Below are 19,136 nucleotides of genomic sequence, written 5' to 3' on the forward strand. Positions count from 1 at the left end.
TGGGTCAGTAGTAGTAGGGGAACGCGTCCCAGTCCGGAGAACGCTTCTCCAGGAAGGCATCTCGGCCCTCGACCGCTTCGTCGGTCATGTAGGCCAGGCGGGTGGCCTCACCGGCGAACACCTGCTGACCCATCAGTCCGTCGTCGGCGAGGTTGAACGCGAACTTCAACATGCGTTGTGCGGTGGGCGATTTGCCGTTGATGGCGCGCGCCCACTCGATGGCGGTGGTCTCCAGCTCGGCGTGGTCGGCGACGCGGTTGACCGCCCCCATCCGGTGCATCGTCTCCGCGTCGTAGGACTCGCCGAGGAAGAAGATCTCGCGGGCGAACTTCTGGCCGACCTGCTTGGCGAGGTAGGCGCTGCCGTACCCGGCGTCGAAGGAGCCGACGTCGGCGTCGGTCTGCTTGAACCGGGCGTGTTCGCGGGAGGCGAGGGTGAGGTCGCAGACGACGTGCAGGGAATGACCGCCGCCGGCCGCCCATCCGTTGACGACGGCGATGACCACCTTGGGCATGGTGCGGATCAGGCGCTGCACCTCGAGGATGTGCAGCCGACCGCCCTCGGCCTTGACGCGGGCCTCGTCGACGGTGTGCGCCCCGGCGGCGGTGACGTCGCTGTCGTGGCTGGTGGCGTACTGGTAGCCGGAGCGACCCCGAATTCGCTGGTCACCGCCGCTGCAGAAGGCCCAACCGCCGTCCTTGGGACTCGGCCCGTTGCCGGTGAGCAGGATGGTGCCGACGTCGGGGCTGCGGCGCGCATGATCGAGGGTGCGATAGAGCTCGTCTACGGTGTGGGGCCGGAACGCGTTGCGCACCTCCGGGCGGTCGAACGCGATCCGCACGATGCCGTTCGCTCGACCCGCACCGACGTGCCGGTGATAGGTGATGTCGGTGAGGTCGTCGAATCCGGGGACGGTTGCCCACTGGGTCGGGTCGAACGGTTGCGACTGCGCCGCTGCGGTGCTCATGCAGACAGGTTATCGGGGACGGATGGGGTGGCGTTGACGGCGCTCTCTTCTCCGTTGACGGCGGACGCACACGAATCTCGCAGGTCGAGCACACCCCGTGCCCATTTCTAGACATTCGCCGAGTACACCCACCCCCGCGACCTGGGCTTTTGCCGAATCTCTACTCGCAGAATGTCTAGAAATGGGCAGACGGGCCGGAGGACCAACGTGAATTCCCTCGTGCCCCGCGGATTCTCGAGACAGCGCTGTCAGTGGGCGCGGCGGCCGGTGCGAGCTGTCGGTTCTATTGCCTCGGGCCGTTCAAAGGAGTACATTTCTGCTTGGCTTTTCTCATCACGGTGGGGACGCGGCTGGGGGGCTGCGAAGTGATGATGACGGGCCGGGACAAGTGATTCTTCTTGAGGGGGAGATCTATAGTGACGCCTACGGCGTCGTCTTCTGCGCGGGAGACGACGGGGGGAAAGACGCGCGCACAGCACCTGCGGTGGTTGAATTCGTCTGCTGCACAGTCAGTTTCGGCGGACGTGTTACGGCGTTATGCGATGGCGCTCGGCTGGACGGATTTCATCGCGATCACCGCGGTGGTGTTCGTGGCGCAGTCGGTGCGATTCGGTTTCGACACCGAGCCGTCGGGTTCGGCGGGATTGCCGGTTACGGCGATCTCGATCTGCTTGATCGTGGCCTGGATGGTGGCACTGCGGGTGTACCAGACGCTGGATCGACGCGTAATCGGTTCTGGTTCTGTGGAATACAGTCGCGTGGTCTCGGCGTCGCTGTCGGTGTTCGGAGTGCTGGCGATACTGGCGCTCGCCCTGCAACTCGACGTCTCGCGCGGATTCTTCGCGATGGCGCTGCCCGTCGGCACGGTGGCCCTGCTGGTATCGCGCTGGCTGTGGCGAAAGTGGCTGGCGCGCCGACGATCCGACGGTGACTTCATCGAGCGAGTCCTCGTCGTCGGCGAAACCCGCTCCGCCACACACCTCATCAGTCATCTGGTTGCCCGCCCCGAACTCGGTCTGCACGTCGCCGGGGCGTGCCTGCCGACCGCGCGTATGCGGTCGGCCGAGACCGCTCTGATCGTTGACGACGCCGAGGTCGGCGTCTTCGGAGACTTCGACGACGTCGGTGCTGCCGTGCAGGCGTGTGGCGCCTCCGTGGTCGCGGTGACCTCGGCGGAAGCCCTCGGACATGCCGGAATGCGGGAGCTGTCCTGGGACCTGGAGAAGGTCGGTGTCTCGATGATGGTGTCGCCGGGCATCACCGACATCGCCGGCCCACGCATGATGGTGCGCCCGGTCGCCGGATTGCCGTTGCTGCACATCGACAAACCGCAGTACGAGGCCGCCACCCGGTTCCGGAAAGCCCTCGTCGACCGGGGCGGCGCCACCGTCATGATGCTGCTGATCGCGCCGGTGCTGGCACTGATCGCGCTGCTGATCAAACTCGACTCGCCCGGACCGGTGTTCTACCGTGCGACACGCGTCGGCATGGGCAACGCACCGTTCCGGATGTGGAAGTTCCGGTCGATGTACCGCGATGCGGAACTGCGCAAGCAGGAACTCCTCGATCAGAACGAGGGCTCCGGTGTGCTGTTCAAGATCCACGACGACCCGCGCGTCACCCGCTTCGGGAAACTGCTGCGCCGCTACAGCATCGACGAGCTACCCCAGTTGCTCAATGTGCTCGGTGGGACGATGAGTCTGGTCGGTCCGCGGCCGCCGCTGCCCGAGGAAGTCGAACTCTACGACGGTCGCGTCGCGAGGCGCATGCTCGTCAAGCCCGGAATGACCGGACTGTGGCAGGTATCGGGACGCTCCAACCTGTCGTGGGAGGAGTCGGTTCACCTCGACCTGTCCTACGTGGAGAACTGGTCGATCATGGGCGACGCCGCAATCCTGTGGCGCACCGTCAAAGCCGTTGTGACCAAGGAAGGTGCCTACTGATGTTGCACTGTCGTCTGTGCGGGTCGGAGCGGATGCGCAGCGTCCTCGACCTCGGCGCAACCCCGCCGTGTGAGCGTTTCCTGACGCCGGCGAACCTCGACGAGCCGGAAAACACGTTCCCGCTGCATCTTCGGCTGTGCGAGGACTGCCTGCTGCTGCAGATCCCGGCGCTGATCACCCCGGAAGACACCTTCACCGAGTACGCGTACTTCTCGTCGTACTCCGACAGTTGGGTGGCGCACGCCAAGTCGTTCGTCGACGACACCGCCGAACGTCTTGGGCTCGAAGACAAGTCGTTCGTCGTCGAGGTGGCCAGCAACGACGGGTACCTGCTGCGGCACGCCGTAGACCGCGGAATCCGGTGCCTGGGAATCGAACCGTCGGTCAACGTCGGCGAGGCCGCCCGCACGGTCGGGGTGCCCACCGAGACCGCGTTTCTCGGTGTCGACACCGCGCTAGGGGTCCGCGCCGAGCACGGACCGGCGGATCTGGTGGTGGCCAACAACGTGTACGCGCACATCCCCGATCTGCTGGGATTCACCCAGGGACTGCGTGGGTTGATGGCCGACGACGGCTGGTTGAGCATCGAGGTGCATCACGCCCGAAACCTGGTGACACTCGGCCAGTTCGACACGATCTATCACGAACACTTCCAGTACTACACGGTGCTGTCGGCGGCGCGGGCGCTGGCGACCGCCGGACTGCGCGTCGTCGACGTGGAATTGCTTACCACGCATGGTGGTTCGATCCGGGTCTGGGCGCGGCCCGACGAGGCGTCCGGCGAACCGTCGCCGCGGGTGGCGGAGGTGCTCGCCGCCGAAGAGGCCGACGGATTGCATGACGTGACCGGCTATCTGGGCCTGGCCGCACACACCGAGAGCCTGCGGCAGAATCTGCTGCGGTTCCTGCTCGACTGCCGCGCACAGGGACTCAAGGTCGTCGGCTACGGCGCGCCCGGAAAGGGCAACACGCTTCTCAATTACTGCGGGATACGACCGGATCTGGTGGAGTACACCGTCGATCGCAACCCGTACAAGCACGGCCGATTCACGCCGGGCACCCGGATTCCGATCCTGGATCCGGTGCAGATCGAGAAGGACCGGCCCGATGTGGTGCTGGTGCTGCCGTGGAATCTCGAGGCCGAGATCACCGAGCAGCTGCGTTTCGTGGGGGAATGGGGAGGGCGGCTGGTGTATCCGCTGCCTGAATTGCACACAGTTACACCGGAATTCGCCGGGTAGCGGACACTATCGACTCCGAGGGGGAGCAATCATGAAGGTCGTCTTGTTCTGTGGGGGATACGGGATGCGGATGCGCAACAGCTCCGATGATCCGGTGCCCAAACCGATGCAGATGGTGGGGCCGCGTCCGCTGATCTGGCATGTGATGCGGTATTACGCGCATTTCGGGCATCGCGAGTTCATCCTGTGCCTGGGCTACGGTGCCACGCACATCAAGGACTACTTCCTGAATTATCGCGAGACCGCGTCGAACGACTTCGTCATCGACGGCGGCGAGGTGAAACTCCTCGACTCCGACATCAAGGACTGGTCGATCACCTTCGTCGACACCGGCCTGGAGTCGGCGATCGGCGAGCGGCTGCGTCGGGTCCGTCCGTTCCTCGACGGCGACGAGTACTTCCTGGCCAACTACGCCGACGTGCTCTCCGACGCGCCGATGGACGTCATCGTCGACAAGTTCCAGCAATCCGGTTGTGCTGCTTCGATGTTGATCGTGCCACCGCAGTCCTCCTTCCACTGCGTCGACATCTCCGAGGACGGTCACGTCGGCGGCATCACCGCCGTGTCGAAGCTGCCGATCTGGGAGAACGGCGGATTCTTCGTGCTCAGCCAGGAAGTGTTCGACCTGCTGCCCGAGGGTGGGGACCTCGTCGAGGATGCGTGCGGCACCCTCGCCAAGGAGGGCCGCCTGTTCGGATACAAGCACGCCGGATTCTGGAAACCGGCCGACACCTTCAAAGAACGCGCCGAACTCGAGGCCGCCTACCACCGCGGTGAACGGCCGTGGATGCTGTGGGATCACGAAACGGTTCCCGCGTGATCGCTTCGCAGTTCGCGACGCTGCGCGAAATCGCGGTGCTCGGAGCACATTGCGACGACATCGCCATCGGGATGGGTGCGACACTGCTGACGCTGTGCCGGAACAACCCCGGGCTCCGGGTGCAGGTGTTCGTCGCCACCGGTGCCGGAACCGAAAGGGCCGCAGAGGAAGTGGAGGCGTTGGGCGAGTTCTGCCCCGGCGCCGACCTGGACGTGCACATCGGTGACCTGCCCGACGGCCGCACACCGGCGCACTGGGAACAGCTCAAAGAGGCACTGGCACGGTTTCGTCGGCAGTGTGAACCCGATCTGGTGTTCACCACCCAGCCCGACGATGCGCACCAGGATCACCGGGAACTTGCGAAGCTGGCACCCACCGAGTTTCGCGACCAGATGATCCTCGGATACGAAATCATCAAGTGGGAGAACGACACTCCCACACCCACCCACTACCATCCGGTCAGCACCGAAACGGCGCTGGACAAGGTGCGCCTGCTGCACAAGTGCTATCCGTCGCAGGTGGACCGGGATTGGTTCGACGACGAGACGTTCCTGGGACTCATGCGGATCCGCGGTGTGCAATGCCGCGTCCGCTACGCCGAGGCGTTCGTCGTCGCGAAAACCGTCATCGACTTCGGAGGACACTGACGTGCGCGTACTTCTCACCGGCCACCTGGGCTACCTCGGCACCGTCATGGCGCCCATCCTTACCGCGGCTGGTCACGACGTGACCGGTTTGGACAACGGCTATTTCGAGGACAGCGTCCTCGGCCCGTACCCGAACGACCCGCCGTCGATCTCGCGGGACCTGCGCGACGTCGAGCCTGCCGACCTCGTCGGCTTCGACGCAGTGATCCATCTGGCGGCGTTGAGTAACGACCCGCTGGGCTCGCTGGAGCCAGAAATCACCCACGACATCAACCATCACGGCTCGGTGCGGCTGGCGAAGGCCGCGAAAGAGGCTGGGGTGTCCCGCTTCCTGTACGCGTCGACCTGCTCGGTGTACGGCGCCGCCGGTGACGGTCTGGTCGCCGAGGACGCGCCGCTGCGGCCGGTCACGCCGTACGCGGAGAGCAAGGTGCGCGTCGAGGGTGACGTCGCCGCGATCGCCGACTCCGGTTTCACCCCGGTGTTCCTACGTAATGCCACCGCATTCGGCTTCTCGCCGCGGTTGCGCGCCGACATCGTGCTGAACAATCTCGTCGGGCATGCGGTGCTCACCGGGCAGGTGAAGGTGCTCTCCGACGGCACGCCGTGGCGGCCGCTGGTGCATGCCCGCGACATCGCCGAGGCGTTCCGGGTATGCCTCACCGCGCCGGCCGACGTGGTGTCGGGGCAGGCGTACAACGTCGGCACCGAGGTGAACAATCTGACGGTCGCGCAGATCGCCGAACACGTCGTCGACGCGGTACCCGGATCGAAGCTGGCCATCACCGGGGAGACGGGCGCCGACACCCGCTCCTACCGTGTCGATTTCAGCAAGGCGCGCGACGAGATCGGGTTCACCGCCGCGTGGAGCGTGGCCGACGGTGCCGCCGAACTGGCCAAGGCCTACACCGAGTACGGGCTGACCCAGGAGGCGTTCACGCAGCGGTTCGTGCGGCTGGCGACCCTGGAGCGGCTGCGCGCCGCGGATGTCCTCGACGACTCGATGCGACGGCTGGGTGCGGTCGCGCGGGTGATGTCGTGACCGCGGTGAGGCTCAGCGCAGCTGGGTGACCAGGGTCGCCCAGCTGCCGGCCGCGGCGTCGCGTGCCGACACGGTGGTGATCGGCTGCGGCCAGGCGATCGCGAGGTCCTCATCGGCGTGGTGGACACCGATGTCCTCGCTCGGATCGTGCGGCCGGTCGATGCGGTAGCAGACGTCGGCGGTCGGGGTGAGGGCCTGGAATCCGTGCAGGAAGCCCGGAGGGATGTAGAGATGAGCGAAGTCGGCGTCGTCGAGCAGAAACGCTTGCTGCGCACCGAAAGTCGGCGAATCAGGTCGGATGTCGACGATGACGTCGTGTACCGCGCCGTGGGCGCAGCGGACCAGTTTGGCCTCGCCGCGACCGGAACGGCCGTGCATCCCGCGGAGCACGCCCTGCGCCGAGCGGGATTGGGAATCCTGCAGGAACTGCGCCGCGGCACCGGGACGGCCGAGGGCGTCGTCGAAGATCTCGGCGTCGAAGGTTCGGGTGAACAGTCCGCGGTCATCCCGAAAAGGGGTCGGCCGCATCAGCAGTACGTCGGCGAGGTCGGTCGTGTCGATGATCACGCCCACCATGATGGCATGCGCGACAGGAGGAATCGAGTATGAAGTGGTGCCGTGGGTGCGGATCGTGGGGTCTGCGCCGAATCCTGGATCTCGGGCAGGTGCCCGCCGCCGACGACTTCCCGTTGGCGACCTCACCGGTGACCGTCGCGGAGGCCTCGCATCCGCTCGCGATGGATCGGTGCGCGGCGTGCGGTCTGGCGCAGCTCGCCGACGACGACACGGTGACCGCTGAACCGCGGGGGGTGGAACCGCAGGCGTTGCGGGACCAGGCCGCGGCCGCCATCGCCGACGTCGCCGCCGCCGGCTATCTGCAGGGAACGACGGTGCGGGAGTTCGGAAGTCCCCATGGCGGCACCTGGCTGCCGTTGATGGCCGAGCGTGGCTTCACCGAATCAGACTGTGCCGACGTGGTACTCGACTCCCTGGGCATCATGCACGAACCCGACCAGGCCGCGGCGTTTGCGCAGCGGGCCGGATCGACCGCTCGGGACGGCGTGCTGCTCATGCACTTTCACTCGTTCGCGACGATCATGCGGGACGGTCAGTGGAATGCGCTGCGCCACGGGCATTTCGCCTACTACTCGCTGCGGTCGTTGACGACGCTGCTGCGGGTGTGCGGGATGTCGGCGGTGGATGCGTGGCGCTATGACCTCTACGGCGGCACGGTACTCGTCGCCGCTCGTCATGGCGTGCATGCTCCGTCGGATGCACTGCGCGCCCTCGCCGACGAGGAGCGGGCGGTGTTGCGGGGGATGCCGCCGACGGCGCTGCAGGACGTCGTCGATGCGCACACGTCGGCGTTGCGCGGCTGGCTCGAGGGTGCTCGCGCGGCAGGGGAGTCCGTGTATGCCTACGGTGCGGCGTCGCGGGCGGTGGCGCTGTTGCATCGCGCCGGCGTCGACTCGTCGCTGCTGCGCGGGGTTGCCGATGCGTCACCGGCCAAGCGGGGACGACGTGTGCCCGGCACGGACGTCCCGATCATCTCACCCGAGGAACTCGTTGACGCCCAGCCGGATCGGGTGCTGTTGACCGTTCCCGATCTGCTCGATGAGGTGAGTGCCCGGTACCCGGAACTGTCCGGTCGATGGTACGTCGACGGACCTGACCTGAACGGCAACGACGCCGGTGTGACGACGACCGACGAGGCGAGGCAGGTGCAGGTGCGATGACCGAGCGAGTGTTCACGCGATCCAATCAGCTTCAGGCGCGCTTGCATCGACTGGTTCCGGGGGGCGCGCACACGTATGCGCGTGCCGCCGACCAGTATCCGGAGCAGATGGCGCCGGTGATCGTGCACGGGCATGGCGCCCGGGTGTGGGATGCCGACGACAACGAGTACGTGGAGTACGGCATCGGTCTGCGGTCGGTGACGCTGGGTCACGGGTATCGCCCGGTGATCGACGCGGCGTACTCGGCGATGCTCGACGGGATGAACTTCTCCCGGCCGACGACTCTGGAAGTGGATGCGGCCGAGGACTTCTTGCGGTTGGTGCCGACCGCGGACATGGTGAAGTTCGCCAAGAATGGCTCCGACGCGACGACCGCCGCGATTCGTTTGGCACGCGCGGCGACCGGACGCGAACGGGTCGCGGCCTGCACACATCCGTTCTTCTCCGTCGACGACTGGTTCATCGGCACCACCGGCATGAATGCGGGTATCCCGTCGTCGGCGACCGACCCGGTGGTGCGGTTCGATTACAACGACCTCGACTCGCTGCGGGTGCAGTTCGAGCAGTTCCCCGACGGGATTGCCGCGGTGATCCTGGAAGCGGCGACGGCGATGGCCGAACCCGCCGAGGGGTTCCTGGAAGGTGTTCGCGCGCTGTGTGATCGGTACGGGTCGGTGCTGATCTTCGACGAGATGATCACCGGCTTCCGGTGGTCGGAGCACGGCGCACAATCGGTGTACGGGGTGCGGCCGGACCTGTCGTGCTGGGGTAAGGCGATGGGCAACGGATTCCCGATCGCGGCGCTGGCCGGCCGGGCGGAGCTGATGGAGCTCGGCGGGCTGAACACCGACGCCGACCGCGTGTTCCTGCTGTCGACGACGCACGGCCCGGAAACCGGTTCGCTCGCGGCATTCCGGGCGGTGGTCCAGGCATACGAGGAGCGAGATCCGATCCGCCGCATGGAGGCTGCGGGTCGCCGGCTGGCCTTTGGCGTGAACGAGGTGGCCGCCGAGTTCGGGATCGGCGAGTACCTCCAGGCCGTCGGCCGGCCGTCATGCCTGATCTTCCTGACCCGCGACCACACGGGCGCACCGTCGCAGGAGTTCCGGACATTGTTCCTGCAGGAACTGATCAGTCGCGGTGTGCTCGGGCAGTCGTTCATCACCTCCGCCGCACACACCGACCGCGATATCGACGACACCATCGACGCCGTCCGCGGCGCACTGCCGGCGTATCGCAAAGCCCTGGAGGCGGGTTCGGTGGAGGGACTGCTCAACGGTCGGCCCGTCGCGCCGGCGTTACGCGCCAAGGCGGAGCCGCGGAGGTTGTGAGGTCGGCCGGCGGGGTCCATCCGTTGGTCGAGCCGGTGAGGAGCGCAAGCCGCCGCGTTGAGCTCCGTCGAAACGACGAGCCGTGTCGAGCGTTCATCCGTTGGTCGAGCCGGGCGGAGCGCCAGCGGAGCCCGTGTCGAGACCCGGTGAGATGGGGCTGGGACATTCTGGGCGGGTGAGGTTGTCGGCTTTCGGAGGTCTCGAGGCTCGTCGCTTGCGCTCCTCGCTCCTCGACCAGCGGGAGGGGCGTCGGCACTCGGTCAGCGGGGTTGCGTCGGCACTCCGCCAGCGGGGGTAGCGTCGGCCGGCGGGGGTTGCGTCGGGTCTGGGCCGGCGAGGTGACCACCCGCTGTGGTGGGCTTTCATTCGTTGGTCGAGCCGGGCGGAGCGCAAGCCGCCGCGTTGAGCTCCGTCGAAACGACGAGCCGTGTCGAGACCCGGTGGGGTGGGGCTGGGAGTTGTTGGGCGGGTCGGGTTGTCGGCTTTCGGTGGTCTCGAGGCTCGTCGCTTGCGCTCCTCGCTCCTCGACCAGCGGGAGGGGCGTCGGCAGTCGGCCAGCGGGAAGTGGCGTCGGCACTCGGCTGGCGGGGGTGGCCTCGACCTCGACAAGCTCGGCCCGGCGGATACACCGACTCGCAAGCTCGTCGGCACTCGGCCAGCGGGGGTTGCGTCGGGTCTGGGCCGGCGAGGTGACCACCCGCTGTGATGGGCTTTCATTTGTTGGTCGAGCCGGGCGGAGCGCCAGCCGCCGCGTTGAGCTCCGTCGAAACGGAGCCCGTGTCGAGACCCGGTGAGATGGGGCTGGGAGTCGTTGGGCGGGTCAGGTTGTCGGGCTGCGGTGGTCTCGAGGCTCGTCGCTTGCGCTCCTCGCTCCTCGACCAGCGGGAGGTGGCGTCGGCACTCGGCCGGCGGGGTGGCCTCGATACGCGACGAGCTCGCTCCGCTCGAGCGGCGCACTCGGCCGGCGGGCGCTATGCGAGCGGCGGGATCGTCGGCTCGATGGTGGTGGCGTAGGACTCTATGTGGCCGCAGGGGTTCATGCCCCATTCGAGGGCGGTGACGCTGACGGTGACTCGCAGCGAGGTGATTCCGGCGTTGTCCTTCATCGCCAGGGTGCATTGTGATTGGCTGCGGACGATGACGGCGGGGCGTTGATTGACGTTGACGCCGATGAGGTTGCCCTGATGGGAGTCCCGGTACGCCTCGAAGGTGGTCGTCGACTGGGAGAAGCGGACGGTGGTGTCGGAGGAGGAGACTTCGCAGGCGCTGGTTTCGGTGCCTGTTGGGGTGACGGGTGTGCGGGTCGCCGGGTTGAGGTCGAGCTCGCGGATCAGGTTGTCGCCGATGGCGGTACACGGATCGGAGATCGCGGGTGCCGACGATTCGGAGGCGGTGTCCGACGGTGATCCGCAGGCCGCCAACGCCGTCGCCACCGGTACGGCGAAGACGGCCCCTGCGGCACGGCGGAACATCGTCGGACGTGTCATGCCGAACTCTTCCGCAGACGACCCAACGCGACCTCGGTGCGGGCGGTGATGGCCTGTTTGGCCGGGTGGATGCGGGTCAGCGCGCCCGGTGCGACGCACAAGCCGGCGTAGATGGTGCCGGCGCGTGCGGTGCGACGCAGGCGGAAGGCATCGCGTGCAGCGATTTTGGCGGCTGACGCGTCGCCCTCGAGGAGCGCGTGACGGGATCGTCGGATCTGCTGCTGGTACCGCAGCCGACGCAACGTTGAATCCAGTGCGGCTGCCTCCTCGGCGGACAGTGACGTCCCCGCACCCGCCTGAAACGACCGCATCAGTTCGTTCTCGAACCGCTCCACCCGGGCCGGGTCCCGCGACAATGAATCCGACCGGAGTCGGTACCGCGCCAACACCTCCGGCAGCAGCCGAGCATCGAACTCGCGCACCAGCCGGCACCAGATGATGACCGACTCGTCGACATCGGACATCCCGGTGCCCTGCGGGTCGTACCCCTCGACGGTGTCCCACGCGGAGCGGCGGATGGCCGCGCAATAGTAGGGGACACACCCGGACAGCACGTCCACCAGCGTCAGCGGCGTATCGGGCGACGGCGGGTGATGCACACCGACCGACGCCATGTAGTCGACCGGAAGATTCACCGACACATCGGGTTCGCCGAATCGGTGGGCGTCCACGCCGACCGCCGCGACGCCGGGTTCCGCGTCGAAGGTCGCCAACACCCGCTCGACGAACCGGGGGAGCAGCGTGTCGTCGCTGTCGAGGACGCACACGAACTCCCCCGAAGCGGCGGCCGCCGCGGCCATCACGCCGCCGCGATAGCCCCGATTGGGCTGGCGCACCAGCCGGATCCGCGGATCGTCGGCGCCATACCGGCCGACGACCTCGGCCATCGCGTCGGATTCGCCGTTGTCGACGACGACGAGTTCCCAGTCCGGGCAGGTCTGGGCCTGCACGGACTCGATGGTCGCGGCGATGAGATCTTCGGTTCCCCACGCCGTCGTGAGGAACGACAGTTGGGCACTCACCACGCGATTCCGGTGTAGTTCAACCGGTCCCGACGGCCGTGCGCCTCGGGTACCCGCACCAGGTCGAGCACCAGGCGGTCGTCGTCGAGGGTGCTGAGCATGTGTGACACCTGCGGATCCTGCGATCCGATGACGAGGACCTCGGCGTGCTCGGCGACCGCGGACAGATCCCCGGTCAACAGTTCACCCAGGTGCGGCAACCGCTCCTCGATGTAGGCGCGGTTGGCGCCCATCAGACGGGACAGGTTGACGTTGCTGTCGAAGATCTTGACGTCAAATCCCTTGCCCAACAGACGTTCGGCCAACTCCACCAGCGGGCTTTCCCGCAGGTCGTCGGTGCCCGGTTTGAACGACAGTCCGAAGATCCCGATCTTGCGTTTGTGCTGCCGCATGATCGCCTCGACGGCGCGCCGCAGGTGAGCCTCGTTGGAGAACAACAGATTCGACAACACGGGCACCTCGACGTCGTTGCGGCGGGCCACGTGGGTCAGCGCGCGAACGTCCTTCGGCAGGCAGGAGCCGCCGAAGGCGAATCCGGGACGCAGATAGGCCGGGCTGATGTTGAGTTTGGTGTCGGCGAGGAAGATGTCCATCACCTCGTGCGAATCGATGCCGAGGGACGCGCAGATGGCGCCGACCTCGTTGGCGAAACCGGCCTTGAGGGCGTGGAAGCTGTTGTCGACGTACTTCATCATCTCCGCGACCGCGATCGGCACCCGGAACCGCGGCCCCGGCAGGCCGTCGTAGATTGCCTCCACCATCGCGCCACTGCGCGAATCGTACTGTCCGACCACGGTTTTCGGAGGCTCGTTGAAGTCACGCACGCTGGTGCCCTCACGCAGGAATTCCGGGTTGACGCAGACGCCGAAGTCGACGCCGACGCGTTTGCCGGAGGTCCGCTCCAGGATCGGGATCAGCAGGTTTTCGCACGTCCCGGGCACCATGGTGCTGCGATAGACGACGACGTGCCAGGCGTCCTTGGCCGCGAGGGCGGCACCGATCTGCTCGGTGGCGCGTTCGAGGTACGCGGTGCTCAATGCCCCGTTCGGCGCGGATGGCGTGCCGACACACACCAGGGTGATGTCGGTGGCCGCGACCGCCGCGGCGGTGTCGGCCGAAACCGTCAGTCGGCCCGAATTGACCTGTTCGGCAGTCAATTCGCCGATCAGTTCCTCCACGACCGGCGCTTTGCCGCGTCGTACGAACTCGACCTTCTCCGGGTTGGCGTCCACCCCGATCACCGGGAAGCCGCGCTGCGCAAAGCATGCCGCGGATACGCACCCGACATAGCCGAGTCCCACAATGCTGAGTCGTGCGGCCCCCACCACACTGTTCGACACATGCACCTCAGCGCGTGTGTCGTCAACGTGAACCGTCAAGGTTCCCCCCCATATGTGTTTGTGATGTCCCCCCGTCGGGTCACGTCGATCCGACGGCCCGCTCGCGAATTCCGGGTCCCCTCGTGTCCCCCAACACGACTCCGTCCTTGGCGATGGCAATGTCCAGGCTATGGCTTTGCGCGTGAAAACGCCAGTCAATCACCAAGTTTTCTTGTGGAAACTCGGACAAATCGGTGTTTCGGCGGATGGTGAGTTCGGTCACCGGCTCGTCCGGCGTGAGCACACTCACCATCGCGATCGGTAACGCCGCGTGGCCGGACATACCCAGCAGGGTGGCCGGTATCGCCTTCTCGAGGCGTTCGCTCCACCACCCCAGATGCGATGCGGGATCACCGCGGTGAACCTCGGTGCGCAGCGGTGTGGTGGCGGCGGTGACCAGGTGATAGGTGCCCGCCTGCGGATCGCCGGGATCGGTGAGTGTGGCAGCCGCGGTGGCGGTCTCGTCACCACCCGTGGCGGCGGCGGCGTCGGCGTGAATCGACGGTGCCAGCGGCCACGACACCGTCGCACGGTGGGATCCGGTGCCGGTCAGCAGGTCGACGACGACGATCTCGGGGCGGTCGGGTGCGGCGATCAGCCAACGCCGATGCGTGACCGGCTGCGAAAGTCGCTGGTAACCGTCGTGTTCGGCGTCGACGATGCCGGCCTCGAGATCCACGGACCGAATGCGCACCGCCGCGTGGTCATTCCACAGGAACGGGCCGCCGATCACCGACTGGTCGGCGCCGTCGACGGTGACCGTCGCATGAACCCGGGTGCCGCGGTGGACCGTTCGGCGCTGCGGGGTGCCGTAGTAGCTGCCGGCGCCCGGATCGGTGATGATCTCCCGACCGTCGTCGGCGAGGGTGATCGACAGGGCGTCGGCGTGCCCGTGGGCGGCGATCGACAGGAAGCCGAGCGGACCCACGTCCATGGTGATGCGTCGACGACCACTGCGCAGCACCACCAGCCCGGCGTCGGGGGCGTGGAAGGAGTCCGCGATGGTGGTCTCCGAGTGCGGCGCATGGGGATGGGCGAGCCATGCGCCAGTGAGTGATTCGGTGCCGCGACGGGTGAGGGTCCGATCGCCGAGTGCGCGACCGACGATCGCGAGGTGGCTGCGCACCGTACGGGTCGGTTCGGCGTCGAGACGCAGAGCGAAACCCTCGTCGTCGTCGCCGTAGCGGGGGGCCGGATCTCCGGTGCCGACGGTCGCGGCCAGGAATCGTGCGCTGCGGCCGATGGCGTCGGTGAGTGCCGGCGGCGCGGTGCCGTCGCGCAACGCGATCAGGCGGGCGACGACGAGAAGGAGTTCGGCGGTGAAGATCTGGTAGCCGACGGCCCGCTCGGCGCCGGATCCGTCGGGCAGGATCTGGCGGTCGGCGTGCGTGATCAGGGTGCGGATCGCGTTGCGTTCCCAGCACCGCGCATCCGGAAGGTCCGGCAGGATCAGGGCCACCGTGGCCAGGCCGGCCATCTCCCCGATCAGGTGATTGTTGGCGGAACTGAACAGGCTGCGACCGGCCCAGCAGCGTTGCGCCGACCTCGCGAGCATGCGGGCGGCGGCGACGAAACGGTCCTCGGTGAACTGCGGACTCTCACGCAGGCCCTGCAGGGCGATCGCCACCGAGATCGCGCGGACCCCGGCCTCGAAACCACCGCGCCACGCGATCCCGGTGCCGGGCGGGTTCTGGGTGATCCACGAATCGAGTTGCGCGAACGCCGCGTTGGCGTAGACATCGTCGCCGGTGATCAGCCAGGCCTGGGCGAGCCACGGGAGGTGCTGGAGCCGGTTGAGTTCCCAGATCCACTTGACGTCGCCGCCGGCGGTGCGGTGATCGATCCGGGACGCCGCGATCGAGGGCCAGGTGACATCGGCGACGGGATCGTGGTTCCAGTCGACGGGGGTGGCCAGTTGCGCAGTCGGATAACCGAACCAGCCGAAACGCAGGGCCACCGCGTCGTCGGCGGCGGCGATCAATGCCGCGGTGTCGCGGGGATGTTCGCGGGCGATGCGTTGCGCGCGGGCGCGGTCGAGCAGGATCGGACGATTGAGCCCAGCTCGGAATGCGGCGTGCGCGGCGGCCCACTCCGGCGCGGTCAGGCGCGCGGATCGGGTCGGCAGCGGCGACCGTGACCGCGCGGTGGTGACGACCCGCCAACCGATTTCGGCCGGCGACATCGACCGCAACCGATCGGCATACCAGGACAGTCTGGACATCGAGTTCCCCTCGGGCAGGTATCGCGCAGGGTGGCGACGACACGGTAGTCTCAGTGAGGTCAGCGGGGGGAACGCCGACAGTGCGGCGGGTGGCATCACATCCGCGCACGCACAACTGCGAATATCACTATAACGGCATAGGGGAGTGCAATGGCACCACCGGGGGGATCACAAAGTCTGAAGCATCGTCTGCGGCGGGCGCATCCGTTGCGGATGAGTTCGGGTGTGACGCTGTCGCGAATGGCGGACGCCGACGAGGCGGAACTGCGTCGCTATCAAGACCGTCGGCTGCGTGCCGTGGTGGCGGTGGCGGCGCGCCGGTCACCGTTCTATCGGAAATGGTTTCGGGACAACAGTATCGAACCGAGGGACATCCGCACGATCGATGACCTGGCGTTGTTGCCGTTGATCACTCGGGATGATCTCGTCGAGCGGCCCGACGATTTCCGGGTGTACCCGGCGGGCACTATGTGGAAGTCGCATTCGAGTGGGACCAGCGGCAAGGCGGTGACGGTGTACCGCACGCCCGGGTCGTCGGTGTATGAACTCGGTGCGCTGGAACGACAATGGGGTTGGTTCGGGTTGCCGCGGTCGGCGCGTCGGGTGATTCTGCGCGGCTGGGCCGGTGGTACCGACGGCGCGGTGACCCGGGAGGTTCCCGGTGCCCGTCAACTGTTGGTGTCCAGCTACAACCTGACCGCCGATCGCCTCGACGAGATCGTCACGGCGATCGAGGATTTCCGCCCGGACGCCATCGAGGGCTGGCCGTCGAGCATCACGCTGCTCGCGGCACTGCTGGCCGAACGGGGGCGCCGTCTCCCGGTGCGGGCGCTGATCACCTCGTCGGAGGTGATGAGCGCGCGGCAACGGGACCTGATGCGCGAGGTGTTCGTCGGGCCGATCGTCGATCACTACGGCCAGACCGAACGGGTTGCCCTCACCGGCAACTGCGAAGCCGGCGGCCATCACGTGTTCAGCGACTACGGGATCGTCGAGCTGCTGCCGGTCTCGGGGGCCACCGACCGGTGGGAGATCGTCGGGACCGCGTTGCACAACTACGGTTTCCCGTTGCTGCGGTACCGGACCGGCGACGAGGTGGGGCCGACGCCCACGACACCGTGTCCGTGTGGTCGGGCGTTTCCGCAGATCGGGAGTATCGACGGGCGCAGCGAGGATGCCTTCCACACCATCGATGGTCGGCCGTTGCCGTTGCCCGCCACCATCGTCGACGATCTTGTCGGGCTGCGGGAGGTGCAGATCGCGCAACTGGCGCCGGGCGAGTTCGAGGTGCGGGTGGTGCCCGGCCGCGGGTATGACCGGGTGGAGATCGCCGCGCAGATCCACGACAACGTCGCCACGTATTTCGGTGCCGGACAACAGGTGACCATTCGGGAACTCGAGTCCATCGCACGTCCGGCGAGCGGGAAGCTCAAACCTGCCGTGGTGATCGGCGGACGATGACGCGTCCGCGCTTCATGCGTCGATGGGGACCGGTGCCGGCGGTGCTGACCGCGCTGGTGCTGGGGCTGTCGGCGTGTGGGGGTGGCGGTGCGCAGTCATCGTGGAGGGCGACGGTCGGATCGTCGACGGCGTCGGTGGCCGATACCGCGCAGACGCAGGTCATCAGCCCGGAATTTCCGCGCACCGCAACGTATGTCCTCGATCAGGACAAGCTGCCGACGCTCGACGCGCTGGCCCGATACGACATCGTCGTCGTCGACGCCGAATGGCAGAACCGGCTGCCGCGCAGCTTCTTCGCCGACCTGCGATCCCGGCACCCGGGAATCATCCTGTTGGCGTATGTGAATCTGGTGGACAAGATGCCGCGGACCGGGTCCCGCGGGTACTGGCAGAACGCGTACACCCTGTGGCAGTTCAGCAACTCCACCACGAGCCGATTTCCGCGACAGTGGTTGTCCTACACCGCGTCGGGAAAACCGGTGCACGAGTGGCCCGGTCACGTGATGACCAACCTCACCGACCAGGCGCCGCGGGTCAACGGGCAGACCTACGCCGAGTACGCGGCGAACTTCGTGGTGGATCAGATCTGGGACACCGGGCTGTGGGACGGGGTGTTTCTCGACGTGTGGGCCGAACGGATCTACACCGCCGACGCCGCTGCGTGGGATATCGACGGCGATGGGAAGGATGAACCGGCCGACGAGATCATGGGACCCGGCGGGCCGCTGGATCGCGGACTCAGCAGCGCCGAACGGATCATGCGGTCCCGCATGGGAAATGCGATCCTCATCGCCAACGGTGATCGCACCCTGAGCGAGCAACGGTTGAACGGCCGGGTGTTCGAGAGTTTCGCCGACCCGCTGGCCGATCGGTCGATCGACGACGACCTCGCGGCTTATGTTGCGGCACAGACGTCGTCACAGTTGCGGCAACCGATCGTCGGGATGACCATCGACTCCGTCCGGGGGCCCGCGACGTCGAGGTATGCCCGCGCGCGACTGTTCCTGACGTTGACCCTGCTGCAGAACGGTTGGTGGGCGCCGATGGGCGCCGACTACGGACAAGTCCGGTACTACGACGAGCTGGATGGTGGTGGACTCGGCCGCGGCTACCTGGGCAAGCCGATCGTCGCCGATCCGGACTTGGCTGCCCTCTCGGCGCGAACGTCAACAGGGACCGGCTCACCACGAGAAGGTGTGTACCGGCGCGACTTTGATCACGGGATCGTGCTGGTGAACACGACGGATGAACCGGTGAGCATCGACCTCGAGCGAACCTACCGCCATCTCAAGGGAACCCAGGATCCGGTGGTCAACAACGGGCGGTCGGTGCAGCGGGTGGCGATCGGTGCGCGTGATGGTGTCGTCTTGGTGCGGTAGAGGCTGGGCGCTGGGTGGCTTCCAGCGCGGGTTGCGGTGGTCTCGAGGCTCGTCGTTTCGACGGAGCTCAACGCGGCGGCTGGCGCTCCTCGCTCCTCGACCAGCGGGAGGGTCTTGTGCTGGGGTGCAGCTATTCTCGTTGGTGAATCTGGTTCGTTGGTCGAGCCGGGCGGAGCGCCAGCGGAGCCCGTGTCGAGACCCTGGTGGGGTGGCGCTGGGCGTTGGGTGGCTTCCAGCGCGGGTTGCGGTGGTCTCGAGGCTCGTCGTTTCGACGGAGCTCAACGCGGCGGCTGGCGCTCCTCGCTCCTCGACCAGCGTGAGGGTCTTGTGCTGGGGTGCAGCTATTTTCGTTGGTGAATCTGGTCCGTTGGTCGAGCCGGGCGGAGCGCCAGCGGAGCCCGTGTCGAGACCCTGGTGGGGTGGCGCTGGGCGTTGGGTGGCTTCCAGCGCGGGTTGCGGT

Annotated in this window: 15 protein-coding genes; 9 read left to right on the forward strand and 6 right to left on the reverse strand. The window is 67.1% G+C overall.

Annotated features, from left to right (window positions below; all coding sequences use genetic code 11):
- Positions 1-4: 4 nt before the first annotated feature.
- Positions 5-967: a 1,4-dihydroxy-2-naphthoyl-CoA synthase gene (locus ACWETB_RS22225; RefSeq protein ID WP_348804997.1), complete on the reverse strand. Its 963-nt coding sequence runs from the start codon at positions 965-967 to the stop codon at positions 5-7.
- A gap of 542 nt (positions 968-1,509) precedes the next feature.
- Between ACWETB_RS22225 and ACWETB_RS22230 the strand changes: the two genes are divergently transcribed.
- Genes ACWETB_RS22230 through ACWETB_RS22250 form a run of 5 tightly spaced genes read left to right on the forward strand, consistent with a single transcriptional unit; the run spans position 1,510 to position 6,660 of the window.
- The gene (locus ACWETB_RS22230) at positions 1,510-2,910 is read left to right on the forward strand and encodes a sugar transferase (RefSeq protein WP_452213716.1); all 1,401 of its coding nucleotides are present in this window, start codon (positions 1,510-1,512) and stop codon (positions 2,908-2,910) included.
- Positions 2,911-2,912: 2 nt separating this feature from the next.
- Complete coding sequence (locus ACWETB_RS22235) at positions 2,913-4,151, forward strand: methyltransferase domain-containing protein (protein ID WP_452213718.1); 1,239 nt, start codon at positions 2,913-2,915, stop codon at positions 4,149-4,151.
- Between the two features lie 31 nt (positions 4,152-4,182).
- Positions 4,183-4,971: a glycosyltransferase family protein gene (locus tag ACWETB_RS22240; RefSeq protein ID WP_348804995.1), complete on the forward strand. Its 789-nt coding sequence runs from the start codon at positions 4,183-4,185 to the stop codon at positions 4,969-4,971.
- Entirely contained in the window at positions 4,968-5,618 is a 651-nt protein-coding gene (locus ACWETB_RS22245; protein WP_452213696.1) for a PIG-L deacetylase family protein, read from the forward strand. The genes ACWETB_RS22240 and ACWETB_RS22245 overlap by 4 nt, the downstream gene beginning before the upstream one ends.
- 1 nt (position 5,619) lies before the next feature.
- Complete coding sequence (locus ACWETB_RS22250) at positions 5,620-6,660, forward strand: NAD-dependent epimerase/dehydratase family protein (RefSeq protein WP_348804993.1); 1,041 nt, start codon at positions 5,620-5,622, stop codon at positions 6,658-6,660.
- Between the two features lie 12 nt (positions 6,661-6,672).
- Here the strand turns inward: ACWETB_RS22250 and ACWETB_RS22255 are convergent, their stop codons facing one another.
- On the reverse strand, positions 6,673-7,236 hold the full coding sequence (locus tag ACWETB_RS22255) for a dTDP-4-dehydrorhamnose 3,5-epimerase family protein (RefSeq protein ID WP_452213698.1): 564 nt from the start codon (positions 7,234-7,236) through the stop codon (positions 6,673-6,675).
- 29 nt (positions 7,237-7,265) lie between these two features.
- Between ACWETB_RS22255 and ACWETB_RS22260 the strand changes: the two genes are divergently transcribed.
- Together ACWETB_RS22260 and ACWETB_RS22265 are read left to right on the forward strand one after the other, a co-directional pair.
- Entirely contained in the window at positions 7,266-8,396 is a 1,131-nt protein-coding gene (locus tag ACWETB_RS22260; protein ID WP_452213700.1) for a class I SAM-dependent methyltransferase, read from the forward strand.
- Complete coding sequence (locus ACWETB_RS22265) at positions 8,393-9,727, forward strand: glutamate-1-semialdehyde 2,1-aminomutase (RefSeq protein WP_452213702.1); 1,335 nt, start codon at positions 8,393-8,395, stop codon at positions 9,725-9,727. The genes ACWETB_RS22260 and ACWETB_RS22265 overlap by 4 nt, the downstream gene beginning before the upstream one ends.
- Positions 9,728-10,698: 971 nt before the next feature.
- On the opposite strand, the gene ACWETB_RS22270 is transcribed toward ACWETB_RS22265, so the two are convergent.
- The 4 genes from ACWETB_RS22270 to ACWETB_RS22285 form a co-directional block, all read right to left on the reverse strand.
- Positions 10,699-11,214, reverse strand: coding sequence for a DUF3558 family protein (locus ACWETB_RS22270; protein ID WP_452213704.1), 516 nt, complete (start codon positions 11,212-11,214; stop codon positions 10,699-10,701).
- Entirely contained in the window at positions 11,211-12,236 is a 1,026-nt protein-coding gene (locus tag ACWETB_RS22275; protein ID WP_348807803.1) for a glycosyltransferase family 2 protein, read from the reverse strand. The genes ACWETB_RS22270 and ACWETB_RS22275 overlap by 4 nt, the downstream gene beginning before the upstream one ends.
- The gene (locus ACWETB_RS22280; protein WP_452213706.1) at positions 12,233-13,576 is read right to left on the reverse strand and encodes a nucleotide sugar dehydrogenase; all 1,344 of its coding nucleotides are present in this window, start codon (positions 13,574-13,576) and stop codon (positions 12,233-12,235) included. The genes ACWETB_RS22275 and ACWETB_RS22280 overlap by 4 nt, the downstream gene beginning before the upstream one ends.
- Positions 13,577-13,655: 79 nt before the next feature.
- A complete protein-coding gene (locus tag ACWETB_RS22285; protein WP_452213708.1) occupies positions 13,656-15,836 on the reverse strand; it encodes an alginate lyase family protein in 2,181 nt (726 codons plus the stop codon).
- 213 nt (positions 15,837-16,049) lie between these two features.
- On the opposite strand from ACWETB_RS22285, the gene ACWETB_RS22290 reads away from it, so the two are divergent.
- Both ACWETB_RS22290 and ACWETB_RS22295 read left to right on the forward strand, forming a co-directional pair.
- Positions 16,050-17,297, forward strand: a complete 1,248-nt coding sequence (locus ACWETB_RS22290; RefSeq protein ID WP_452213710.1) for a phenylacetate--CoA ligase family protein — start codon at positions 16,050-16,052, stop codon at positions 17,295-17,297.
- Positions 17,294-18,676, forward strand: coding sequence for a putative glycoside hydrolase (locus ACWETB_RS22295; protein WP_452213712.1), 1,383 nt, complete (start codon positions 17,294-17,296; stop codon positions 18,674-18,676). The genes ACWETB_RS22290 and ACWETB_RS22295 overlap by 4 nt, the downstream gene beginning before the upstream one ends.
- Positions 18,677-19,136: the final 460 nt, after the last annotated feature.

It is taken from the genome of Gordonia sp. NPDC003950, assembly GCF_053605205.1.

What these genes read in the sequence shown, in the direction of transcription:
- ACWETB_RS22265 (WP_452213702.1), top strand. Translation starts at nt 8,393, where the DNA reads ATGACCGAGCGAGTGTTCACGCGATCCAATCAGCTTCAGGCGCGCTTG.
- ACWETB_RS22230 (WP_452213716.1), top strand. Translation starts at nt 1,510, where the DNA reads ATGGCGCTCGGCTGGACGGATTTCATCGCGATCACCGCGGTGGTGTTC.
- ACWETB_RS22295 (WP_452213712.1), top strand. Translation starts at nt 17,294, where the DNA reads ATGACGCGTCCGCGCTTCATGCGTCGATGGGGACCGGTGCCGGCGGTG.
- ACWETB_RS22290 (WP_452213710.1), top strand. Translation starts at nt 16,050, where the DNA reads ATGAGTTCGGGTGTGACGCTGTCGCGAATGGCGGACGCCGACGAGGCG.
- ACWETB_RS22240 (WP_348804995.1), top strand. Translation starts at nt 4,183, where the DNA reads ATGAAGGTCGTCTTGTTCTGTGGGGGATACGGGATGCGGATGCGCAAC.
- ACWETB_RS22270 (WP_452213704.1), bottom strand. Translation starts at nt 11,214, where the DNA reads ATGACACGTCCGACGATGTTCCGCCGTGCCGCAGGGGCCGTCTTCGCC.
- ACWETB_RS22225 (WP_348804997.1), bottom strand. Translation starts at nt 967, where the DNA reads ATGAGCACCGCAGCGGCGCAGTCGCAACCGTTCGACCCGACCCAGTGG.
- ACWETB_RS22255 (WP_452213698.1), bottom strand. Translation starts at nt 7,236, where the DNA reads ATGGTGGGCGTGATCATCGACACGACCGACCTCGCCGACGTACTGCTG.
- ACWETB_RS22285 (WP_452213708.1), bottom strand. Translation starts at nt 15,836, where the DNA reads ATGTCCAGACTGTCCTGGTATGCCGATCGGTTGCGGTCGATGTCGCCG.
- ACWETB_RS22260 (WP_452213700.1), top strand. Translation starts at nt 7,266, where the DNA reads ATGAAGTGGTGCCGTGGGTGCGGATCGTGGGGTCTGCGCCGAATCCTG.